The following is a 14,085-nucleotide window of genomic DNA, read 5'->3' as shown; positions in this document are numbered from 1 at the left end:
TTGGATTCCGCTTTCGCGAAAGCGTACTGAAGCAACTAAGCCTCTTTATTATTTTGCCCAGCTTTTACAATAGCCTTTAAGCGCAGGGCACGCGCCTCTTTCTCTTGGCGCAATTTATTCTTCTTGCGATTCATAAGCTTAGTATGCTTACTCTTGTTTTTAGTGTTTTTTTCTTTTCCAGCTTTGGCCATGAGAATATCATCAGGCGACAAAGGTAGTCGATATAGAATACTTGAAGATAGCACTTACCTTTACAAACAAAAAAGCGATGACCGTAAATGATCTGGTAGGAACTTATAAAATTAGTGGTCATAATCAAGATCGTACCCAAAGCAGCTATCGCGGTATCCTTACCTTATCACTAGATCCACATGATAGAATTGTTGCATTATGGCAAATAGGTGATGATCAAGTGCAACAAGGAGTAGGCTTTTATAAAGACCATATTCTGGTAATTAACTTTAATTATAAGTCTGATACCGGCACGATATTTAAAGGTGTTGTGGTGTATAAATGTCTGACCATGGATGTTCTAGACGGATTCTGGTCAGAAGAACTAGGTGATCCAGACTATCTAGGAGTAGAACAAGCCTATAGAATTAAGGAAACCGATGACTTACTGAACTAAATAAAACAATATCACTATTCTTTGTGGTGATTCATCTCCTTTTCTGGTATTTGGTAAGTAGTGAAGAATATTCTTATATTTATTTAAGTTTAAAACTAAATTGAGCCTAGTTTCGTATTTGATATAACCTTACTCAAAGCGTTTTCATCATACACCGATCAGGTAAACACAATGAATCAATATTTTTTAATAGGCCTACTCATTTTCATGGCGTTTCTAATTATTAGGATCTACCTGTCTGTAGAAGCTATTAAGAAAAAGCGCGCCACTGGTCATAAAAATTATAAAGATAAAATGTATTATAAATACTTTCTCAAGTATTTAATGAAAGACATTCCAGATTAAGGGTTTTAACCTTTGTGTTCTGTCCTTATAAGATTCCCTATAAAGGGTATATTGATATTCAAATCATACCCATATATTTGATAACTAACCGTTTTATTATGAAAAAGACCTGGGGAATTATCATTGTCGTTTTAATCATCATCATCATAACTGCAGGTCGATTATACAAAAAATACGATCGCGACCAGCGATTGCAAGAAGTAAATGCGGTATCGCAAGAGCAAGCACAACAATTGATTCAAAACCAACGCCAGGCAGAAATTGATGCCCAGCTCGCAGAACAAACCCGATTAAGAGACTCTGCTTACCAGGTTGAAAAAGCCGCAAGAGAACAACAAATGGCAGACCTTAAAGCTTTAAGAGAACAACTAGAAGCAGAAGCTGCTGGGAATTGATTTTCACCAGTAGAAACTTGATGAATTTATAGGTGGTTGCCGTGGGAAACATTAGTTTGATAGTGGCGGTTTTCCTCTACGTGCTACTATCATATTTATACTTTTCATTTCCCATTTATTTTTAATTCTCTTATATTCACATTCCCCTAAAACGCAGATTTTCCTACATCATTGGATAAGTGCGTTTTAGGGTTTTTTAATATCAACCAAATTTAAATTTAAGAATGAAAAGTTTTTTATTATCCATCAGTTTTGTGTTTTTGTCTTTAATTTCTATTGCTCAAAAAGATTACAAGAAAGAATTAGTAGAGCCTATGATTGAAATAGTCGGAGATGATTATGTCATCGAAGAATTTATGATAATTAAATCCAAGGGTGAATCAATTCAAATGCATTTAAAAGCACAAATGCCTCAAGATTGTATGGTGCATCGTGATCGTTTAATTGCACTAACAACGATGTTCATGACAAAATTGACAGATGAAATAAGTGCTAATGGAGAAGTAGAAGAAATAGACAGTCTTATAGGAGAAGCAGATATGATAATTAAAATATTTGTAACTGATGATGGTTTACAATTAGCTATAAGTGCAGCAGGTGAGACTAAAAGAGAAACCTTAAGCTGGAAACAGGTTTATGAAGAGATGTAAGAGCTTTTTTTAAACTGTATCAGTGAATAAATAATAAAATAATATTCAAATCAAGATTATAAAACAATAATAACCATGGGATTGTTGAATAAGATACTAGGTAACGCCAGTGAAGTCTCCTCAGAACAGCTAAGTGAAAAATATGGAAGACTGCTTACCGATAGTGAACAGATTGAACTAGGTTTTAAGCTGTTCAGAGATGTATTTATGTTTACCAATAAACGACTTGTACTGATTGATGTTCAAGGTTTAACAGGTAGTAAAGTAGAGTACAAATCATTGCCCTATAAAAGTATTTCAAGATTTTCTTTAGAAACGGCAGGTACATTTGATCTAGATGCGGAATTAAAAATCTGGATTTCTAGTGAAAACATACCTTCAGTAAGTAAGAAGTTTAATAAAAGTATTAATGTGTATGAGGTTCAAAAATACCTCGCCAGTAAGGTAATGTAACCGCCATGTTACCGGTAATTAACTTGAGATGCCATACCGTTTTTTACTTAAAAAGCGCTTAAAACTAAATGCTATACATTAGTTAAAAAATTAGTTTTTTTCTATATTCACATTCCCCTAAAACGCAGATTTTCCTACATCATTGGATAAGTGCGTTTTAGGGTTTTTTGATTTAAATTACGCTTTCGCGAAAGCGTAATTACAACACACAAATAGTACCCTAAATGTCAGAAGAAGAAAAAAAACAAATACTCTGCAACATCGCAAACGACCTGTGTGGTAACATAGATGCAGCTATCTTAAAGTTATAAGGTTGAACTAGTAACAGTTAATGGAACTTCATATATACAGGCAAGTGATCAGATAGCATTCTCATAGCTTCTAACTGTTCACATTCTTGTACAAAGTCAATGGTGCCGCAATCTATCAATTCGTTTTTAAGAGCGTCATAGATAATATTATCTATGGCATGATTTAAATAACTATGGTCGTTACATGACTGCTTTAAGGTAGTTTTATTGCCATTGAGACATGCTTCAAAATTATATTCTTTGATCGTGTTAAATACAGGATGATCTATTGCTAAATTAAAATCTCCCGCAAGAATGATATTCTCATCTTGATGACTGATGATATAATCATTGATACAATTCACTTCAATTTCTGGATGTTCACTGTATTTTCTAGAATGATAATTGAGAATGGTGTAAAAGTTTCCATTTGCTTCAAACCTCATTCTATAAGGCTCTCGATATACACAGGTTTCCAGCTCTGTTATTAACGCTCCTTTTTCAATCACTTTTACCTTACTTGTTTTCCATAAAAAGGCATATTTCTCCGTTTTATACTTAGGGCTTTTAGTCGCATAGCTTATGGAATAATCCCATTTGCTACCTTTTCTATTCAGCTCGTCAGCCAGTCTTGCAACCGCTTGCGATCCACCATATCCTGCCACAACTTCTTGAATAGCGATGATGTCGTAATCTCTTAAGATTTCCGCAATATTTTCTATTTCTTCAGCAGACTTTGTTTTTCCGAAGTCTCTAATATTCCAAGAAACAAGTGAGGTTTCTTGTGCATTAGTGGTGAGCGGTAAGCTTAGAAATATTATGATTAATAATAGCAGATGTCTTATGGTCATAAAAATGGGATTTGAAATGGAAATGATTTTTTATTCATTTCGCTTTCGCGAAAGCGATATTACAAAGAGGTCTACTGCTCATGCTGAGCAAGTAAACTAATCAAGAATTACAAATGTATTTATAACAAATTAGAACTGCGTTACGGGAATCCGTAAAGTATATTTAAGGAAGTGATATAGGTTTGTCTACAACTAATAAACCTACTATAAAAATGTGGCATAAAATCATAGAAATTAAGGAATGGTTTGGCGATGTAGCTGAAAGATATAAGCTCTTAAGAGATTTTAATATGGCAGCAAAAATGTCATTTATATCTGGAGTTTCACCTACTTTATTGGAAGCTAAAATAACAAAAGGAGATCCAACATATAAACATGCTTTCTCCAAATGGAGAGCTGGTGGTTTTAGAATTAAAGCGCTCTCTGGACAACCTTTAAGTAAAAGTGAATTAATAGAAATAGGAAGAGTCGTTTTAGATAATGAAACGCTCACCAGAAAAATGATTTCTTTAGGTTGGGATACCTTAGAGGTTCATTCTAATCAAGGTCATAATGGTGCAAAATGGGCGTTAAAAGAATATGCTAATATCGGTGGTTTTTTAAGTTAATTGATATGATTTTATTTCAACCAAACCTAGAAGAAACTGATGTTGTTGAGGCAACAGTTAGTACAGTTGATACTTCCATATCTATTTTTTTATGGATTGCTATAATTGAGTTACTCATAATTTTATTTTTAATCTGGAAGCTTGCGAAAGCTGCAAATGGCTCTCAACGATCAGATGCAATAAAGCAAAATCTTAAGAATGCTAAAGATTCTAAAGTGAATATGGGAGATTTAATGGATAGTATTAATGGGGCACGAGATCTTTATAAAGAATTAAGTAGAAAATGTCATCCAGATCTTTTTATCAATACAGATAAACAACTTATTGCTCAAGACCTATTTCAAGAAATTTCTAAAAATAAAAGAGATTATAAAAAACTTACAGAGCTTAAAGAAAGAGCTGTGCTAGATCTAAAAGTTAACTTTAAATAATTTAATTATGGATGAAGGAATAATAGTTATTATTCAATTAGTATTAAGAATTGTAGGAGCCGTAGTCTGCTCAAATAAAGCTAAAGAGTTAAATAGAAGCGCAGGTGGTTGGGGCTTTTTTGGATTTATTTCTCCTATTCTTGCTATGATTTGGATTCACTTTATGAAACCAATCATGAAATGGGATGAGAATATAAAAATAGACGATAAAATATAATTTTATGAAAACTATATACTTGACAACTGTATTACTTCTACTTTCTATCTTTTCATTCTCACAATCCTGTGAAGAGCAAATTGAATATTTAGAAGATAATTATTATGGCTCTACTTACAGTAGTCCATTAAGTACAGCGATATCTCAAGTTACTTTCTATGAAGCCACTATAGATTACAGCACCGTGTATTTTGCCGTAGTTTGTTTTAAGAGCAAATACTCTTATGGCTGTAGTGAGTACTTATATCAAGTAGGGTCCAATACAAAGTACAACTACTCAATGAACTATCTGGATAGTGCTGGAAAAGCATTTTGGAGTTATATAGAACCTTATGGAGATAACTCGCCTTGTGCGCCAGATTTGGATTAATTCTTTTAAAAATACAAAATATAAAAATTGATTACATGAAAAAATACCCAGAAAGTAAAAGGAGTAAAGTTTGTGCGAGTTGTGGAGAGAATTTTAATGATTGTGAATGTTCCACCGGTCCAATAAAGGATTAATTATGTCAAATCAAATCATAGAAGAAGATAAAGGCAAAGTTGCTCTTTGGATCGAGCAATACATTGAAACTTTTTTAGGTGCAAACAAATCATATATTGAGGGATATGTTGCGAAATTACGTGAGCAAAATCCTAATATATCAAATGAAAAACTTGCTAAAAAAATAAGGAATAGAAAATCATTTAAAAATGGATTAGTTGGTGCCGCCACAGGAGTAGGAGGTTTAATAACTCTACCTATTACTGTTCCAGTGGATTTAATTGCATCCTGGAAAATTCAAATAGGACTAGCTTTTGCGATTGCTCATGTTTATGGACAGACGCACAATACAGCAGATCTTAAAACTGATGTTTATTTAATACTAGCAGGGAACTCTGCAAAAGAAGCGTTAAAAACAGTAGGTGTTGTAGCTTCTAAAGAAATTACAAAAAAAGCTATACAGAAAAAGGTTACTGTGGAAGTAATGAAAAAAATATGGAAAGTTGTCCCACAAAAAATTATTACTAAAGCTGGTGAGAAATCATTGACTAGTTTTACCAAAATGGTCCCTTTACTTGGCGCTCCTATAGGATTTGGATTCGATTATTTCAGCACAAGAGTTGTAGGAAGTTTTGCAATCAAATATTACAGTGGTAGATAGGAATTGTATCTGAATTTATTATGGGTGTTTCTTTTTTTATGTATTAGGATTCACAAAAAAAACGTACAATTTCTTATATTCACATTCCCCTAAAACACTCTTTTTCCTACATTGTTGGATCAGTGCGTTTTAGGGTTTTTTAATTTTTAAAATAATACCATGGCTCAAAAAAACAATAACAACAATTCAAATCAAGTAAATAAAAACAAAGGAACATCTGGCACTAATAAGGCCTATGATAAGGTGCAGGGAAATAGAGGTAAGCAGCTGAATCCTAATCAAAAAGGGAGAAAGTAGTTGCATGAAAAAACACATTGAAGACTTACTAATAGCCTTAAATGAAGATCTCTATGAAAGAGAGCAAGCTATACGTCTCACCTTGCTTACCGTTCTTTCAGGACAAAGTATATTTTTATTAGGAAAACCTGGAGTTGCTAAAAGTTTGATTGCTCGCAGAATTAAAGAAGTATTTAAAGACGCTACGGCATTTGAATACCTAATGAATAGATTCAGTACACCAGATGAGATCTTTGGTCCTGTGGCAATTTCTAAACTAAAGTCAGATACCTATGAAAGAGCTGTAAAAGGTTATTTACCAGATGCAGACATTGCTTTTTTAGATGAGATATGGAAAGCTGGTCCTTCCATTCAAAATACATTATTAACTATTATCAATGAAAAGCTATATCGCAATGGTAGTAAAGATATTAAAGTTCCACTCAAAGGATTAATCGCGGCAAGTAATGAGTTGCCCGATCAAGGTCAAGGGCTGGAAGCCTTATGGGATCGTTTCATTGTACGTATTTCTGTAAAAAATATTGCTGGTCAGTCTCAGTTTAGTGATTACTTGATGAATGCGCCGCAAACAGATTTTAAAATTGACCCCAAATTACAACTGTCAACGCGTGACTATGAAATGCATAGGAAAAAGGCAAGTCAAGTAAAGGTATTACCACACATAGTAGATGTAGTATTAAAAATTAAAAACTACATCAATCTCTATAATAATGACGCCATTAACGAGCACAAGATTTATGTGTCAGACAGGCGATGGAAAAAGATTGTTGAAATTCTTAAAACTAGTGCCTACCTAAATGGTCGTAAAGTCATTGATGCAACAGATTGTTTTTTGATACGCCACATGATTTGGGATCATCCTTCTCAAGAGAATAGAGTTCTCGATTTTGTTACCGATGCAACCTTAAATCATGGTGTCGCTGGTTTATCGAATTTAGCAGACTGGACTAGTAAAATAGAACGGTTCAAAAATGAAATTGTAAATCATACTTTAATTTATGGAACGATAGATGAGGTGAAAATTACAGAAAAACAGATTGGCGATTATACTTATTATAAATTTGAAAATAGAGAAAATGAAAGTGATGTAATCCACATACGGAAAGAAGACTGGATTGCTTTGAGCACAACTTTTGAACTTTTTACTTATTATCAAGATGGTAGTAGAGATCGAAATTACTTCAAGAAACACGGTAAAAATATTATACATAAAAAAGTTAATAATCGGAGCGAAAATTACAGTTCCTACAAGTTGCAAGTTCATGTGTCTCAAAGTCGAGGAATGGTTAAACAAAAACCCAACGACGTCATCTCTAAAAACATTCTAGAAAATCATAAATCTCTGACTAAGGAATTTCAAAAATTTCTAAAGGTTTCCAACATCTTGGAGAATAAGGATACGTTTGATAATCTATTTGTATCACAGCATCTTACTAGTATGCTAGATCATCCTTTGTCTAAATTAAAATCCCAGACTAAAGCCCTTGAAAAACAACTCGCTCAAATTAAGGTAGATTATGACAAGCTCAAATAAAGAACAACTGCAAGACTTTCTTGACTTTGGTGTTCTTTATAATAGAGAACAACGATCAGAAATTATTGTGACCATAGATAAGTGGCGTTTAATTACAAAAGAGAAATCAGTATTGATTGACTCTACACGATCTTTGTTACAAGAGTTTTTGAGTAATAGGTCTATTAGAAGTTTATTGAAACAAGATGCTTCATTTAAAGATCAAATCACTGAAGAGATTTTAAAGGCTTTGGAAGAATCGCCACCTGAAGAAATAGAAGATCAATTTCAGGAAGATCGAGAATTATTACAGCAGTGGAAAGATGGTAAGGAATTACGCTTTCGCGAAAGCGTAAACAATATTCCTGTATCAAAAGAGTATACAATCCATAATGAAGAAATTGCCGCAAAAGACAACGACTTACAAACGTCTAGAACAGAACAAATAAAAAAGTTTCAAAACGATTTAATAGCCTTATGGAAAAAGCAACGGAAGCCTATTTCAAATACAGCTCTCGCTGCTCAAATAAGTGATGCTGGTATTACCACTGATGAGGATAAATTAATAGCAAATCTTAATGGGTATAGCTACACATACATTGAAAAGTACTGGAAGAAAAATAACAGACATAAATCTTTTATTAGAAAAAAGTATAAGAAAAGACAGATAGACCTCAATAAACTAGATCAACAGTTTAAAAAAATCATTGCTTTACCTCAATCTACTTCTCAAAAAGAAATTGATCGCTTAAAAAATGAACGTATCAAAAACCTAGAAGAGCAATTAGATCTAGCAGCGATGCAGGCAGAAATTGATGCTATTGATAAGTGGAGAAAAGAACTGGTGCAACGATTAGAGGAGCATGTAAAGAAGATCTTAGACCTCATGAAAAAGCTTAATCCTATTCTTAAGGAAATCTTACCACCAGGTAGATTATGGGATTTATCTAATGGATTATGGCAAGAAATGGACACGGATGCCATTGAGAAATATGCCGCTTTACTAGAAGAAAATAAACATGTAAAAGAGCTGGCAGCACTTTTAGGCAGATTGAGACTAGCAGGAATTGCCGTTGAGAAAGAAGAAATGCAAGAAATGTTTATCAAACCTGAAGATGTTATTAATCCACATGGTAAGGCTGAGGTAATGGGTATCAAAGAAAGTAATGACCTCAATTATGCATTACCAGGCGAGATGGCGCTTCTTGAAACACCAGAAACAGAAGATATATTTCTCAAGAAATTTGCCGAAAAGAAAATACAAACCTTAGAGTTAATTGATAGAAATACCGCACAGTTTCAAGAAAACCGTACGATTACGGTAGATAAAGAAATACCGCAAGATAAAGGCCCTTTTCTAATAGCGATAGATACTAGTGGTAGTATGCACGGTACACCAGAGTTAATGGCAAAACTCATCGCGCTAGCCATTGCAAAAGAAGCCTCAAAGGACGATAGACCTATGACGATCATTTCATTTTCTACATGCATTAAAACAATAGAGTTGAATACCAAAACCATGGACATCGCGCAACTAGCTAGATTTTTAGGGCATAGTTTCCATGGTGGTACGGACATCGATCCAGCATTAGAATATGCTATTGATACCATGAAATCTGATACTTATAAAAATGCGGATTTATTAATGATTACTGATGGTGTTTTCCCATCTCTAAACGAACAGCGAATTAAAGAAGTCCAAAAACTTCAAAAAAAGAAAAATCGATTTCACTGTATGAACATAGGTAGTAGCTCTTGGGGCAGTATGGACTGGTGCGATAATCTTTGGACGGTAGATGGTAGTAGCGGTAGTTTAATAGAGCTAGTAAAGGATTTAAAAGTGATGGTGAAATAATTAGAAAATATGAAACTAGAATATAACAAAACTGATATAAGAAATGTTTTATCAAAGTCACGCACGCAAAGAATCGATATTAATTCTTTACTTGAAAATGTTGTGCATTTAAACGCGCATTGGAGAGAGAAATCATTTATCATAAAGGCAAATTCATATTTTGGTAATGAAGCCTTAACCTATAAACCAATATTAAGAACAATCTATAAATATCATCCTGATCTTAAAAAGCATTCAATAAATCGAAAACAAGAAGCTAAAATCACAAAGGAAGATTTTAAGGGAGCATACATCTATCTCTATGAAGACAAACCTATCTATGTAGGAATATCTAGAAGTTGTATTTATAGAACGCACCAACATTTACGTACTCAATCTCATTTTACATCTACTTTAGCTTATCGTATAGGTAAAGACATTTATAATTTAAAAAATATAGAAAGCCCATACAAAGGTTCTAGAAAGGACTTTTTCCAACATATTGACACGCAGACTATTTTCGAATTTTTACAAAATTGTGAAATCGCTTACTTACCCATTGAAAATGATGATGTTTTGGCAAGCTTTGAAATTCACTTTGCGGTCGCGCATAAAATAGCTATGAATACATTTAGAACACACTAAAATATCAGGTCTAATGCATCCTTATTCCCTAACTTTGAGAACTACACTACCAGAACTATAACCTATGAATAAATCATCCCACAATAAATTAGTATCCTTCATTTGGTCCATTGCAGACGACTGCCTGCGTGACGTTTACGTGCGCGGTAAATACCGCGACGTGATATTACCTATGATCGTATTGCGACGTCTAGATGCACTATTAGAACCTACTAAAGATGCCGTGTTAGAAGAACTGGCTTTTCAACGTGATGAAGCTGGCTTTACAGAATGGGATGAAGTAGGACTGCGAGAAGCCTCTGGATATGTATTTTATAATACCAGTACCTATACCTTACAGAAGTTAAAAGATACTGCGACAAATAGCCAGCAAATACTACAAGCAAATTTTGAAGATTACCTGAACGGTTTCAGTCCTAATGTAAAGGAAATCATTGAGAAATTTAAACTGCGCAGTCAGGTGCGTCACATGGCGACCAAAGATGTGCTGCTAGATGTGTTAGAAAAGTTCACATCGCCGTACATAAACTTAACGCCTTTTGAAAAAGAAGATCCAGAAGGCCGCAAACTACCAGCACTCTCTAACCTAGGAATGGGTTATGTGTTTGAAGAACTCATTAGAAAATTTAATGAGGAGAATAATGAAGAGGCTGGTGAACACTTCACACCACGTGAGGTAATCGACCTGATGACGCACATCATTTTTGATCCTATTAAAGATAATTTACCAGAAGTCATGACCATCTATGATCCTGCCTGTGGTAGTGGTGGAATGCTTACCGAGAGTCAAAATTTTATCAAAGATGAAGAAGGCGCCATACGTGCCACTGGTGATGTATACCTTTTTGGTAAAGAAATAAATGACGAGACCTATGCCATCTGTAAGTCAGACATGATGATTAAAGGCAACGATCCAGAGAACATAAAAGTAGGCTCTACACTTTCTACAGATGAGTTTGCAGGAAAGACCTTTGACTTCATGTTATCTAATCCACCTTATGGAAAGTCCTGGAGCAGTGAGCAAAAATATATTAAGGATGGCAAAGACGTCATTGATCCACGATTTAAGATCAGTCTTAAAAATTATTGGGATGTAGAAGAAGAGGTAGATGCCATTCCACGTTCTAGCGATGGACAATTACTATTTCTTATGGAAATGGTAGATAAAATGAAATCCCTATCTCAAAGTCCAGCTGGTACTCGCATCGCCTCAGTACATAACGGTAGTAGTTTATTTACTGGTGATGCTGGTGGTGGCGAGAGCAACATACGTCGTTATATCATAGAAAACGACTGGCTGGAAGCTATTGTACAATTACCTAATAACCTGTTTTATAATACAGGTATTACCACCTACATTTGGATCTTGAGCAATAATAAAGCGACTGACCGTAAAGGTAAAGTACAACTCATAGACGCTGGACAGCTGTACCGCAAACTGCGCAAAAACTTAGGAAATAAGAACTGTGAATTTGCACCAGAGCATGTAAAAGAAATAACAAGTGTGTATATGAGTTCGCTTTCGCGAAAGCGAACTGAAAACCAACCTCTTGCTAGTCAAATTTTTGAAAATGAAGATTTTGGCTACTATAAAGCGACGATAGAACGACCAAAACGCCTGAAAGCACAATTTACACCAGAACGTATCGAGAGCTTGCGTTATGATCGTGTGTTACAAGAACCCATGCAATATGCGTTTGAAACCTACGGAGAACGTATATACACCAACCCTAAACAACACGCTACCGAATTACTGGAATGGTGCGATAAAAACGAGTTGAACCTATCATCTGCAAATAAAACCAAACTCACCAAGCCTGCTACATGGCAAAAGCATTTAAACCTAGTAAAAGCAGGAACTGTGTTACTCAAAGCTATAGGTGAAGATGAATACAATGACTTTAACGAGTTTAAAAAATTAGTAGATGCTACGATTAAAAAGCAGGAACTAAATATAAGCGCGAGCGATAAAAAAGCCATTTTAAATGCGGTAAGTTGGTACGATGCTACCGCTGAAAAAGTGATAAAAAAAGTAGAAAAACTATCTGGTGATAAACTAAACCAGCTTTTAGCACACCTAGACTGTAAAGAAGAAGAATTGGCAGATTTTGGTTATTATTCTTATGAAACCGTCATTGCGAGCGACGCAGGAGCGAAGCAATCTGCCAGTAAAAACACCTACATCACCTACGAGACCGAAAGCGACTTGCGCGATACAGAAAACGTACCACTTAAAGACAACATACATAGCTACTTTTTACGCGAAGTAAAACCACACGTACCAGAAGCTTGGATGAACCTAGACGCTACCAAAATTGGTTACGAAATTAGCTTTAACAAATACTTTTACAAGCATGCGCCATTGCGTAACGTAGAAGACGTTACCAAAGATATTTTAGACTTAGAAAAACAAAGCGATGGTTTAATTGCTGAAATTTTAAACTTGGTGTAATGATAGAAGTTGAAAATAAATTACAGCGTTACGAGAAGTATAAAGATTCTGGAGTAGAATGGTTGGGAGAAATTCCTGAACATTGGGAAACAAGAAAAATTAAATTCTTTTATAAAAATAAAGATTCAATTTTTATTGATGGAGATTGGATAGAAAGTAAAGATATTGGTAGTAATGAAGTTTACTATTTTACTACTGGAAATATTAGAGAACTTAAGTTTTATGATAAAGAAAGAACGTTTATCTCTAATAAAACATTTGCCAAATTAAATTGTACGGAAATTTTTGAAAATGATATTTTAATTTCAAGATTAAATTTACCTATAGGAAGATGTTGTTTAGCACCAAAATTTGATAAAAAAACTATTGTTTCTGTAGATGTATGTGTATTACGAGCAGATCTAGAGTTTAATAGAAGTTTTTTAGTTTATGTTATGAATTCGCCTCAGTATTTTACTCATACAGAAAATAAAGCAAGAGGTGCAATTATGAAAAGAATTAGTAGAACAATTTTAGGAAATATAAGTTTACCAATTCCACCACTTCCAGAACAAACCGCCATCGCCCAATTTTTAGACGATAAAACCAGCAAAATAGAGGATGCTATTGCCATTAAAGAGCAACAAATCAGTTTGCTTAAAGAGCGCAAACAAATCTTAATACACAAAGCCGTGATTCGTGGTTTAGATGATCGTGTAACAATGAAAGATTCTGGTGTGGAGTGGATTGGGGAGATTCCGGAGCATTGGGAAGTGAAGCGTGTCAAACACTTATTGGAGGAAAGAACAGAGCGTTCAAAAGATGGTGAAGAACCGCTTTTGATGATGAGTCAAATACATGGATTAGTTGTTCGTTCAGAATTCCATTCTAAGGCGGAAGTTGCTCAAAATAATGAAGGCAATAAAATTGTTAAAAAGAATGATTTGGTTTTCAATAAATTAAAGGCTCATCTTGGAGTTTTCTTTAAAAGTAATATTGATTATGATGGAATTGTAAGTCCAGATTATGCGGTTTATTATTCTAAAGGGATTATTGAAGATTTAAAGTTCTTAGAATTACTTTTTAGAAATCCACAATACATTAAAGAATTTATTTGTAGAGCTACAGGAATAGTTGAAGGCTTAATAAGATTGTACACCTCTGATTTATTTGATATTCATGTTGCAGTTCCTCCAAAAAATGAACAAAAAGAGATTTTAGTTTATATAGAAACCGCTTCACAAAAGATAGAAACGGCTATAGCATTAAAGCAGCAAGAGATCGAGAAGTTAAAGGAGTATAAGAGTAGTTTGATTAATGGTGTTGTTACTGGGAAGGTTAGGGTTTGTTAG

General features: G+C 34.2%; 18 protein-coding genes. 16 read left to right on the top strand and 2 right to left on the bottom strand.

What is annotated here, in order from left to right:
• Positions 1 to 35 precede the first annotated feature (35 nt).
• Positions 36 to 191 (bottom strand): hypothetical protein, encoded by a 156-nt coding sequence (locus tag IL45_RS15245; protein WP_170062953.1) that lies wholly within the window; start codon positions 189 to 191, stop codon positions 36 to 38.
• A 41-nt stretch (positions 192 to 232) separates the two neighbouring features.
• On the opposite strand from IL45_RS15245, the gene IL45_RS04870 reads away from it, so the two are divergent.
• The 5 genes from IL45_RS04870 to IL45_RS04855 all read left to right on the top strand — a co-directional run bounded on the left by IL45_RS04870 (position 233) and on the right by IL45_RS04855 (position 2,471).
• On the top strand, positions 233 to 628 hold the full coding sequence (locus tag IL45_RS04870; protein ID WP_316930401.1) for a hypothetical protein: 396 nt from the start codon (positions 233 to 235) through the stop codon (positions 626 to 628).
• A 171-nt stretch (positions 629 to 799) separates the two neighbouring features.
• Positions 800 to 973, top strand: coding sequence for a hypothetical protein (locus tag IL45_RS15115; protein WP_160165388.1), 174 nt, complete (start codon positions 800 to 802; stop codon positions 971 to 973).
• A 98-nt stretch (positions 974 to 1,071) separates the two neighbouring features.
• Positions 1,072 to 1,368, top strand: a complete 297-nt coding sequence (locus IL45_RS04865; RefSeq protein WP_036581011.1) for a hypothetical protein — start codon at positions 1,072 to 1,074, stop codon at positions 1,366 to 1,368.
• 224 nt (positions 1,369 to 1,592) lie between these two features.
• Complete coding sequence (locus tag IL45_RS04860) at positions 1,593 to 2,018, top strand: hypothetical protein (RefSeq protein ID WP_036581010.1); 426 nt, start codon at positions 1,593 to 1,595, stop codon at positions 2,016 to 2,018.
• Positions 2,019 to 2,093: 75 nt separating this feature from the next.
• Positions 2,094 to 2,471 (top strand): PH domain-containing protein, encoded by a 378-nt coding sequence (locus tag IL45_RS04855; protein WP_036581008.1) that lies wholly within the window; start codon positions 2,094 to 2,096, stop codon positions 2,469 to 2,471.
• Positions 2,472 to 2,799: 328 nt separating this feature from the next.
• Here IL45_RS04855 and IL45_RS04850 read toward each other — a convergent pair whose 3' ends face one another.
• Complete coding sequence (locus IL45_RS04850; RefSeq protein ID WP_036581006.1) at positions 2,800 to 3,612, bottom strand: endonuclease/exonuclease/phosphatase family protein; 813 nt, start codon at positions 3,610 to 3,612, stop codon at positions 2,800 to 2,802.
• 212 nt (positions 3,613 to 3,824) lie between these two features.
• Between IL45_RS04850 and IL45_RS04845 the strand changes: the two genes are divergently transcribed.
• From IL45_RS04845 to IL45_RS04800, 11 genes are all read left to right on the top strand, one after another.
• Positions 3,825 to 4,220, top strand: coding sequence for a hypothetical protein (locus IL45_RS04845; RefSeq protein ID WP_036581004.1), 396 nt, complete (start codon positions 3,825 to 3,827; stop codon positions 4,218 to 4,220).
• 5 nt (positions 4,221 to 4,225) lie between these two features.
• Positions 4,226 to 4,651, top strand: a complete 426-nt coding sequence (locus IL45_RS04840; RefSeq protein ID WP_051788654.1) for a hypothetical protein — start codon at positions 4,226 to 4,228, stop codon at positions 4,649 to 4,651.
• A 7-nt stretch (positions 4,652 to 4,658) separates the two neighbouring features.
• Complete coding sequence (locus IL45_RS04835; RefSeq protein WP_036581002.1) at positions 4,659 to 4,868, top strand: hypothetical protein; 210 nt, start codon at positions 4,659 to 4,661, stop codon at positions 4,866 to 4,868.
• A gap of 4 nt (positions 4,869 to 4,872) precedes the next feature.
• Positions 4,873 to 5,238, top strand: coding sequence for a hypothetical protein (locus IL45_RS04830; RefSeq protein WP_036581000.1), 366 nt, complete (start codon positions 4,873 to 4,875; stop codon positions 5,236 to 5,238).
• Positions 5,239 to 5,374: 136 nt separating this feature from the next.
• Entirely contained in the window at positions 5,375 to 6,013 is a 639-nt protein-coding gene (locus IL45_RS04825) for an EcsC family protein (protein ID WP_051788653.1), read from the top strand.
• Between the two features lie 159 nt (positions 6,014 to 6,172).
• Positions 6,173 to 6,310: a hypothetical protein gene (locus tag IL45_RS15240; RefSeq protein ID WP_170062952.1), complete on the top strand. Its 138-nt coding sequence runs from the start codon at positions 6,173 to 6,175 to the stop codon at positions 6,308 to 6,310.
• A 4-nt stretch (positions 6,311 to 6,314) separates the two neighbouring features.
• On the top strand, positions 6,315 to 7,844 hold the full coding sequence (locus IL45_RS14715) for an AAA family ATPase (protein WP_051788652.1): 1,530 nt from the start codon (positions 6,315 to 6,317) through the stop codon (positions 7,842 to 7,844).
• Positions 7,828 to 9,678, top strand: coding sequence for a VWA domain-containing protein (locus IL45_RS04815; protein ID WP_036580996.1), 1,851 nt, complete (start codon positions 7,828 to 7,830; stop codon positions 9,676 to 9,678). The genes IL45_RS14715 and IL45_RS04815 overlap by 17 nt, the downstream gene beginning before the upstream one ends.
• Positions 9,679 to 9,687: 9 nt before the next feature.
• Positions 9,688 to 10,302, top strand: coding sequence for a GIY-YIG nuclease family protein (locus IL45_RS04810; RefSeq protein ID WP_036580994.1), 615 nt, complete (start codon positions 9,688 to 9,690; stop codon positions 10,300 to 10,302).
• A gap of 64 nt (positions 10,303 to 10,366) precedes the next feature.
• On the top strand, positions 10,367 to 12,754 hold the full coding sequence (locus IL45_RS04805; protein ID WP_036580993.1) for a type I restriction-modification system subunit M: 2,388 nt from the start codon (positions 10,367 to 10,369) through the stop codon (positions 12,752 to 12,754).
• Positions 12,754 to 14,085: a restriction endonuclease subunit S gene (locus tag IL45_RS04800; protein ID WP_036580991.1), complete on the top strand. Its 1,332-nt coding sequence runs from the start codon at positions 12,754 to 12,756 to the stop codon at positions 14,083 to 14,085. The genes IL45_RS04805 and IL45_RS04800 overlap by 1 nt, the downstream gene beginning before the upstream one ends.

This window comes from Nonlabens ulvanivorans, from assembly GCF_000732625.1.
Taxonomy (GTDB): Bacteria; Bacteroidota; Bacteroidia; order Flavobacteriales; family Flavobacteriaceae; genus Nonlabens; species Nonlabens ulvanivorans.
Note: the sequence above shows the minus strand (reverse complement) of the source record. Positions and strands in the feature narration are given on the sequence as shown.

What these genes read in the sequence shown, in the direction of transcription:
- IL45_RS14715 (WP_051788652.1), top strand. Translation starts at nt 6,315, where the DNA reads ATGAAAAAACACATTGAAGACTTACTAATAGCCTTAAATGAAGATCTC.
- IL45_RS04860 (WP_036581010.1), top strand. Translation starts at nt 1,593, where the DNA reads ATGAAAAGTTTTTTATTATCCATCAGTTTTGTGTTTTTGTCTTTAATT.
- IL45_RS04805 (WP_036580993.1), top strand. Translation starts at nt 10,367, where the DNA reads ATGAATAAATCATCCCACAATAAATTAGTATCCTTCATTTGGTCCATT.
- IL45_RS04825 (WP_051788653.1), top strand. Translation starts at nt 5,375, where the DNA reads ATGTCAAATCAAATCATAGAAGAAGATAAAGGCAAAGTTGCTCTTTGG.
- IL45_RS04810 (WP_036580994.1), top strand. Translation starts at nt 9,688, where the DNA reads ATGAAACTAGAATATAACAAAACTGATATAAGAAATGTTTTATCAAAG.
- IL45_RS15240 (WP_170062952.1), top strand. Translation starts at nt 6,173, where the DNA reads ATGGCTCAAAAAAACAATAACAACAATTCAAATCAAGTAAATAAAAAC.
- IL45_RS15245 (WP_170062953.1), bottom strand. Translation starts at nt 191, where the DNA reads ATGGCCAAAGCTGGAAAAGAAAAAAACACTAAAAACAAGAGTAAGCAT.
- IL45_RS04835 (WP_036581002.1), top strand. Translation starts at nt 4,659, where the DNA reads ATGGATGAAGGAATAATAGTTATTATTCAATTAGTATTAAGAATTGTA.
- IL45_RS04815 (WP_036580996.1), top strand. Translation starts at nt 7,828, where the DNA reads ATGACAAGCTCAAATAAAGAACAACTGCAAGACTTTCTTGACTTTGGT.
- IL45_RS04845 (WP_036581004.1), top strand. Translation starts at nt 3,825, where the DNA reads ATGTGGCATAAAATCATAGAAATTAAGGAATGGTTTGGCGATGTAGCT.
- IL45_RS04865 (WP_036581011.1), top strand. Translation starts at nt 1,072, where the DNA reads ATGAAAAAGACCTGGGGAATTATCATTGTCGTTTTAATCATCATCATC.
- IL45_RS04850 (WP_036581006.1), bottom strand. Translation starts at nt 3,612, where the DNA reads ATGACCATAAGACATCTGCTATTATTAATCATAATATTTCTAAGCTTA.
- IL45_RS04830 (WP_036581000.1), top strand. Translation starts at nt 4,873, where the DNA reads ATGAAAACTATATACTTGACAACTGTATTACTTCTACTTTCTATCTTT.
- IL45_RS04800 (WP_036580991.1), top strand. Translation starts at nt 12,754, where the DNA reads ATGATAGAAGTTGAAAATAAATTACAGCGTTACGAGAAGTATAAAGAT.
- IL45_RS15115 (WP_160165388.1), top strand. Translation starts at nt 800, where the DNA reads ATGAATCAATATTTTTTAATAGGCCTACTCATTTTCATGGCGTTTCTA.
- IL45_RS04855 (WP_036581008.1), top strand. Translation starts at nt 2,094, where the DNA reads ATGGGATTGTTGAATAAGATACTAGGTAACGCCAGTGAAGTCTCCTCA.
- IL45_RS04840 (WP_051788654.1), top strand. Translation starts at nt 4,226, where the DNA reads ATGATTTTATTTCAACCAAACCTAGAAGAAACTGATGTTGTTGAGGCA.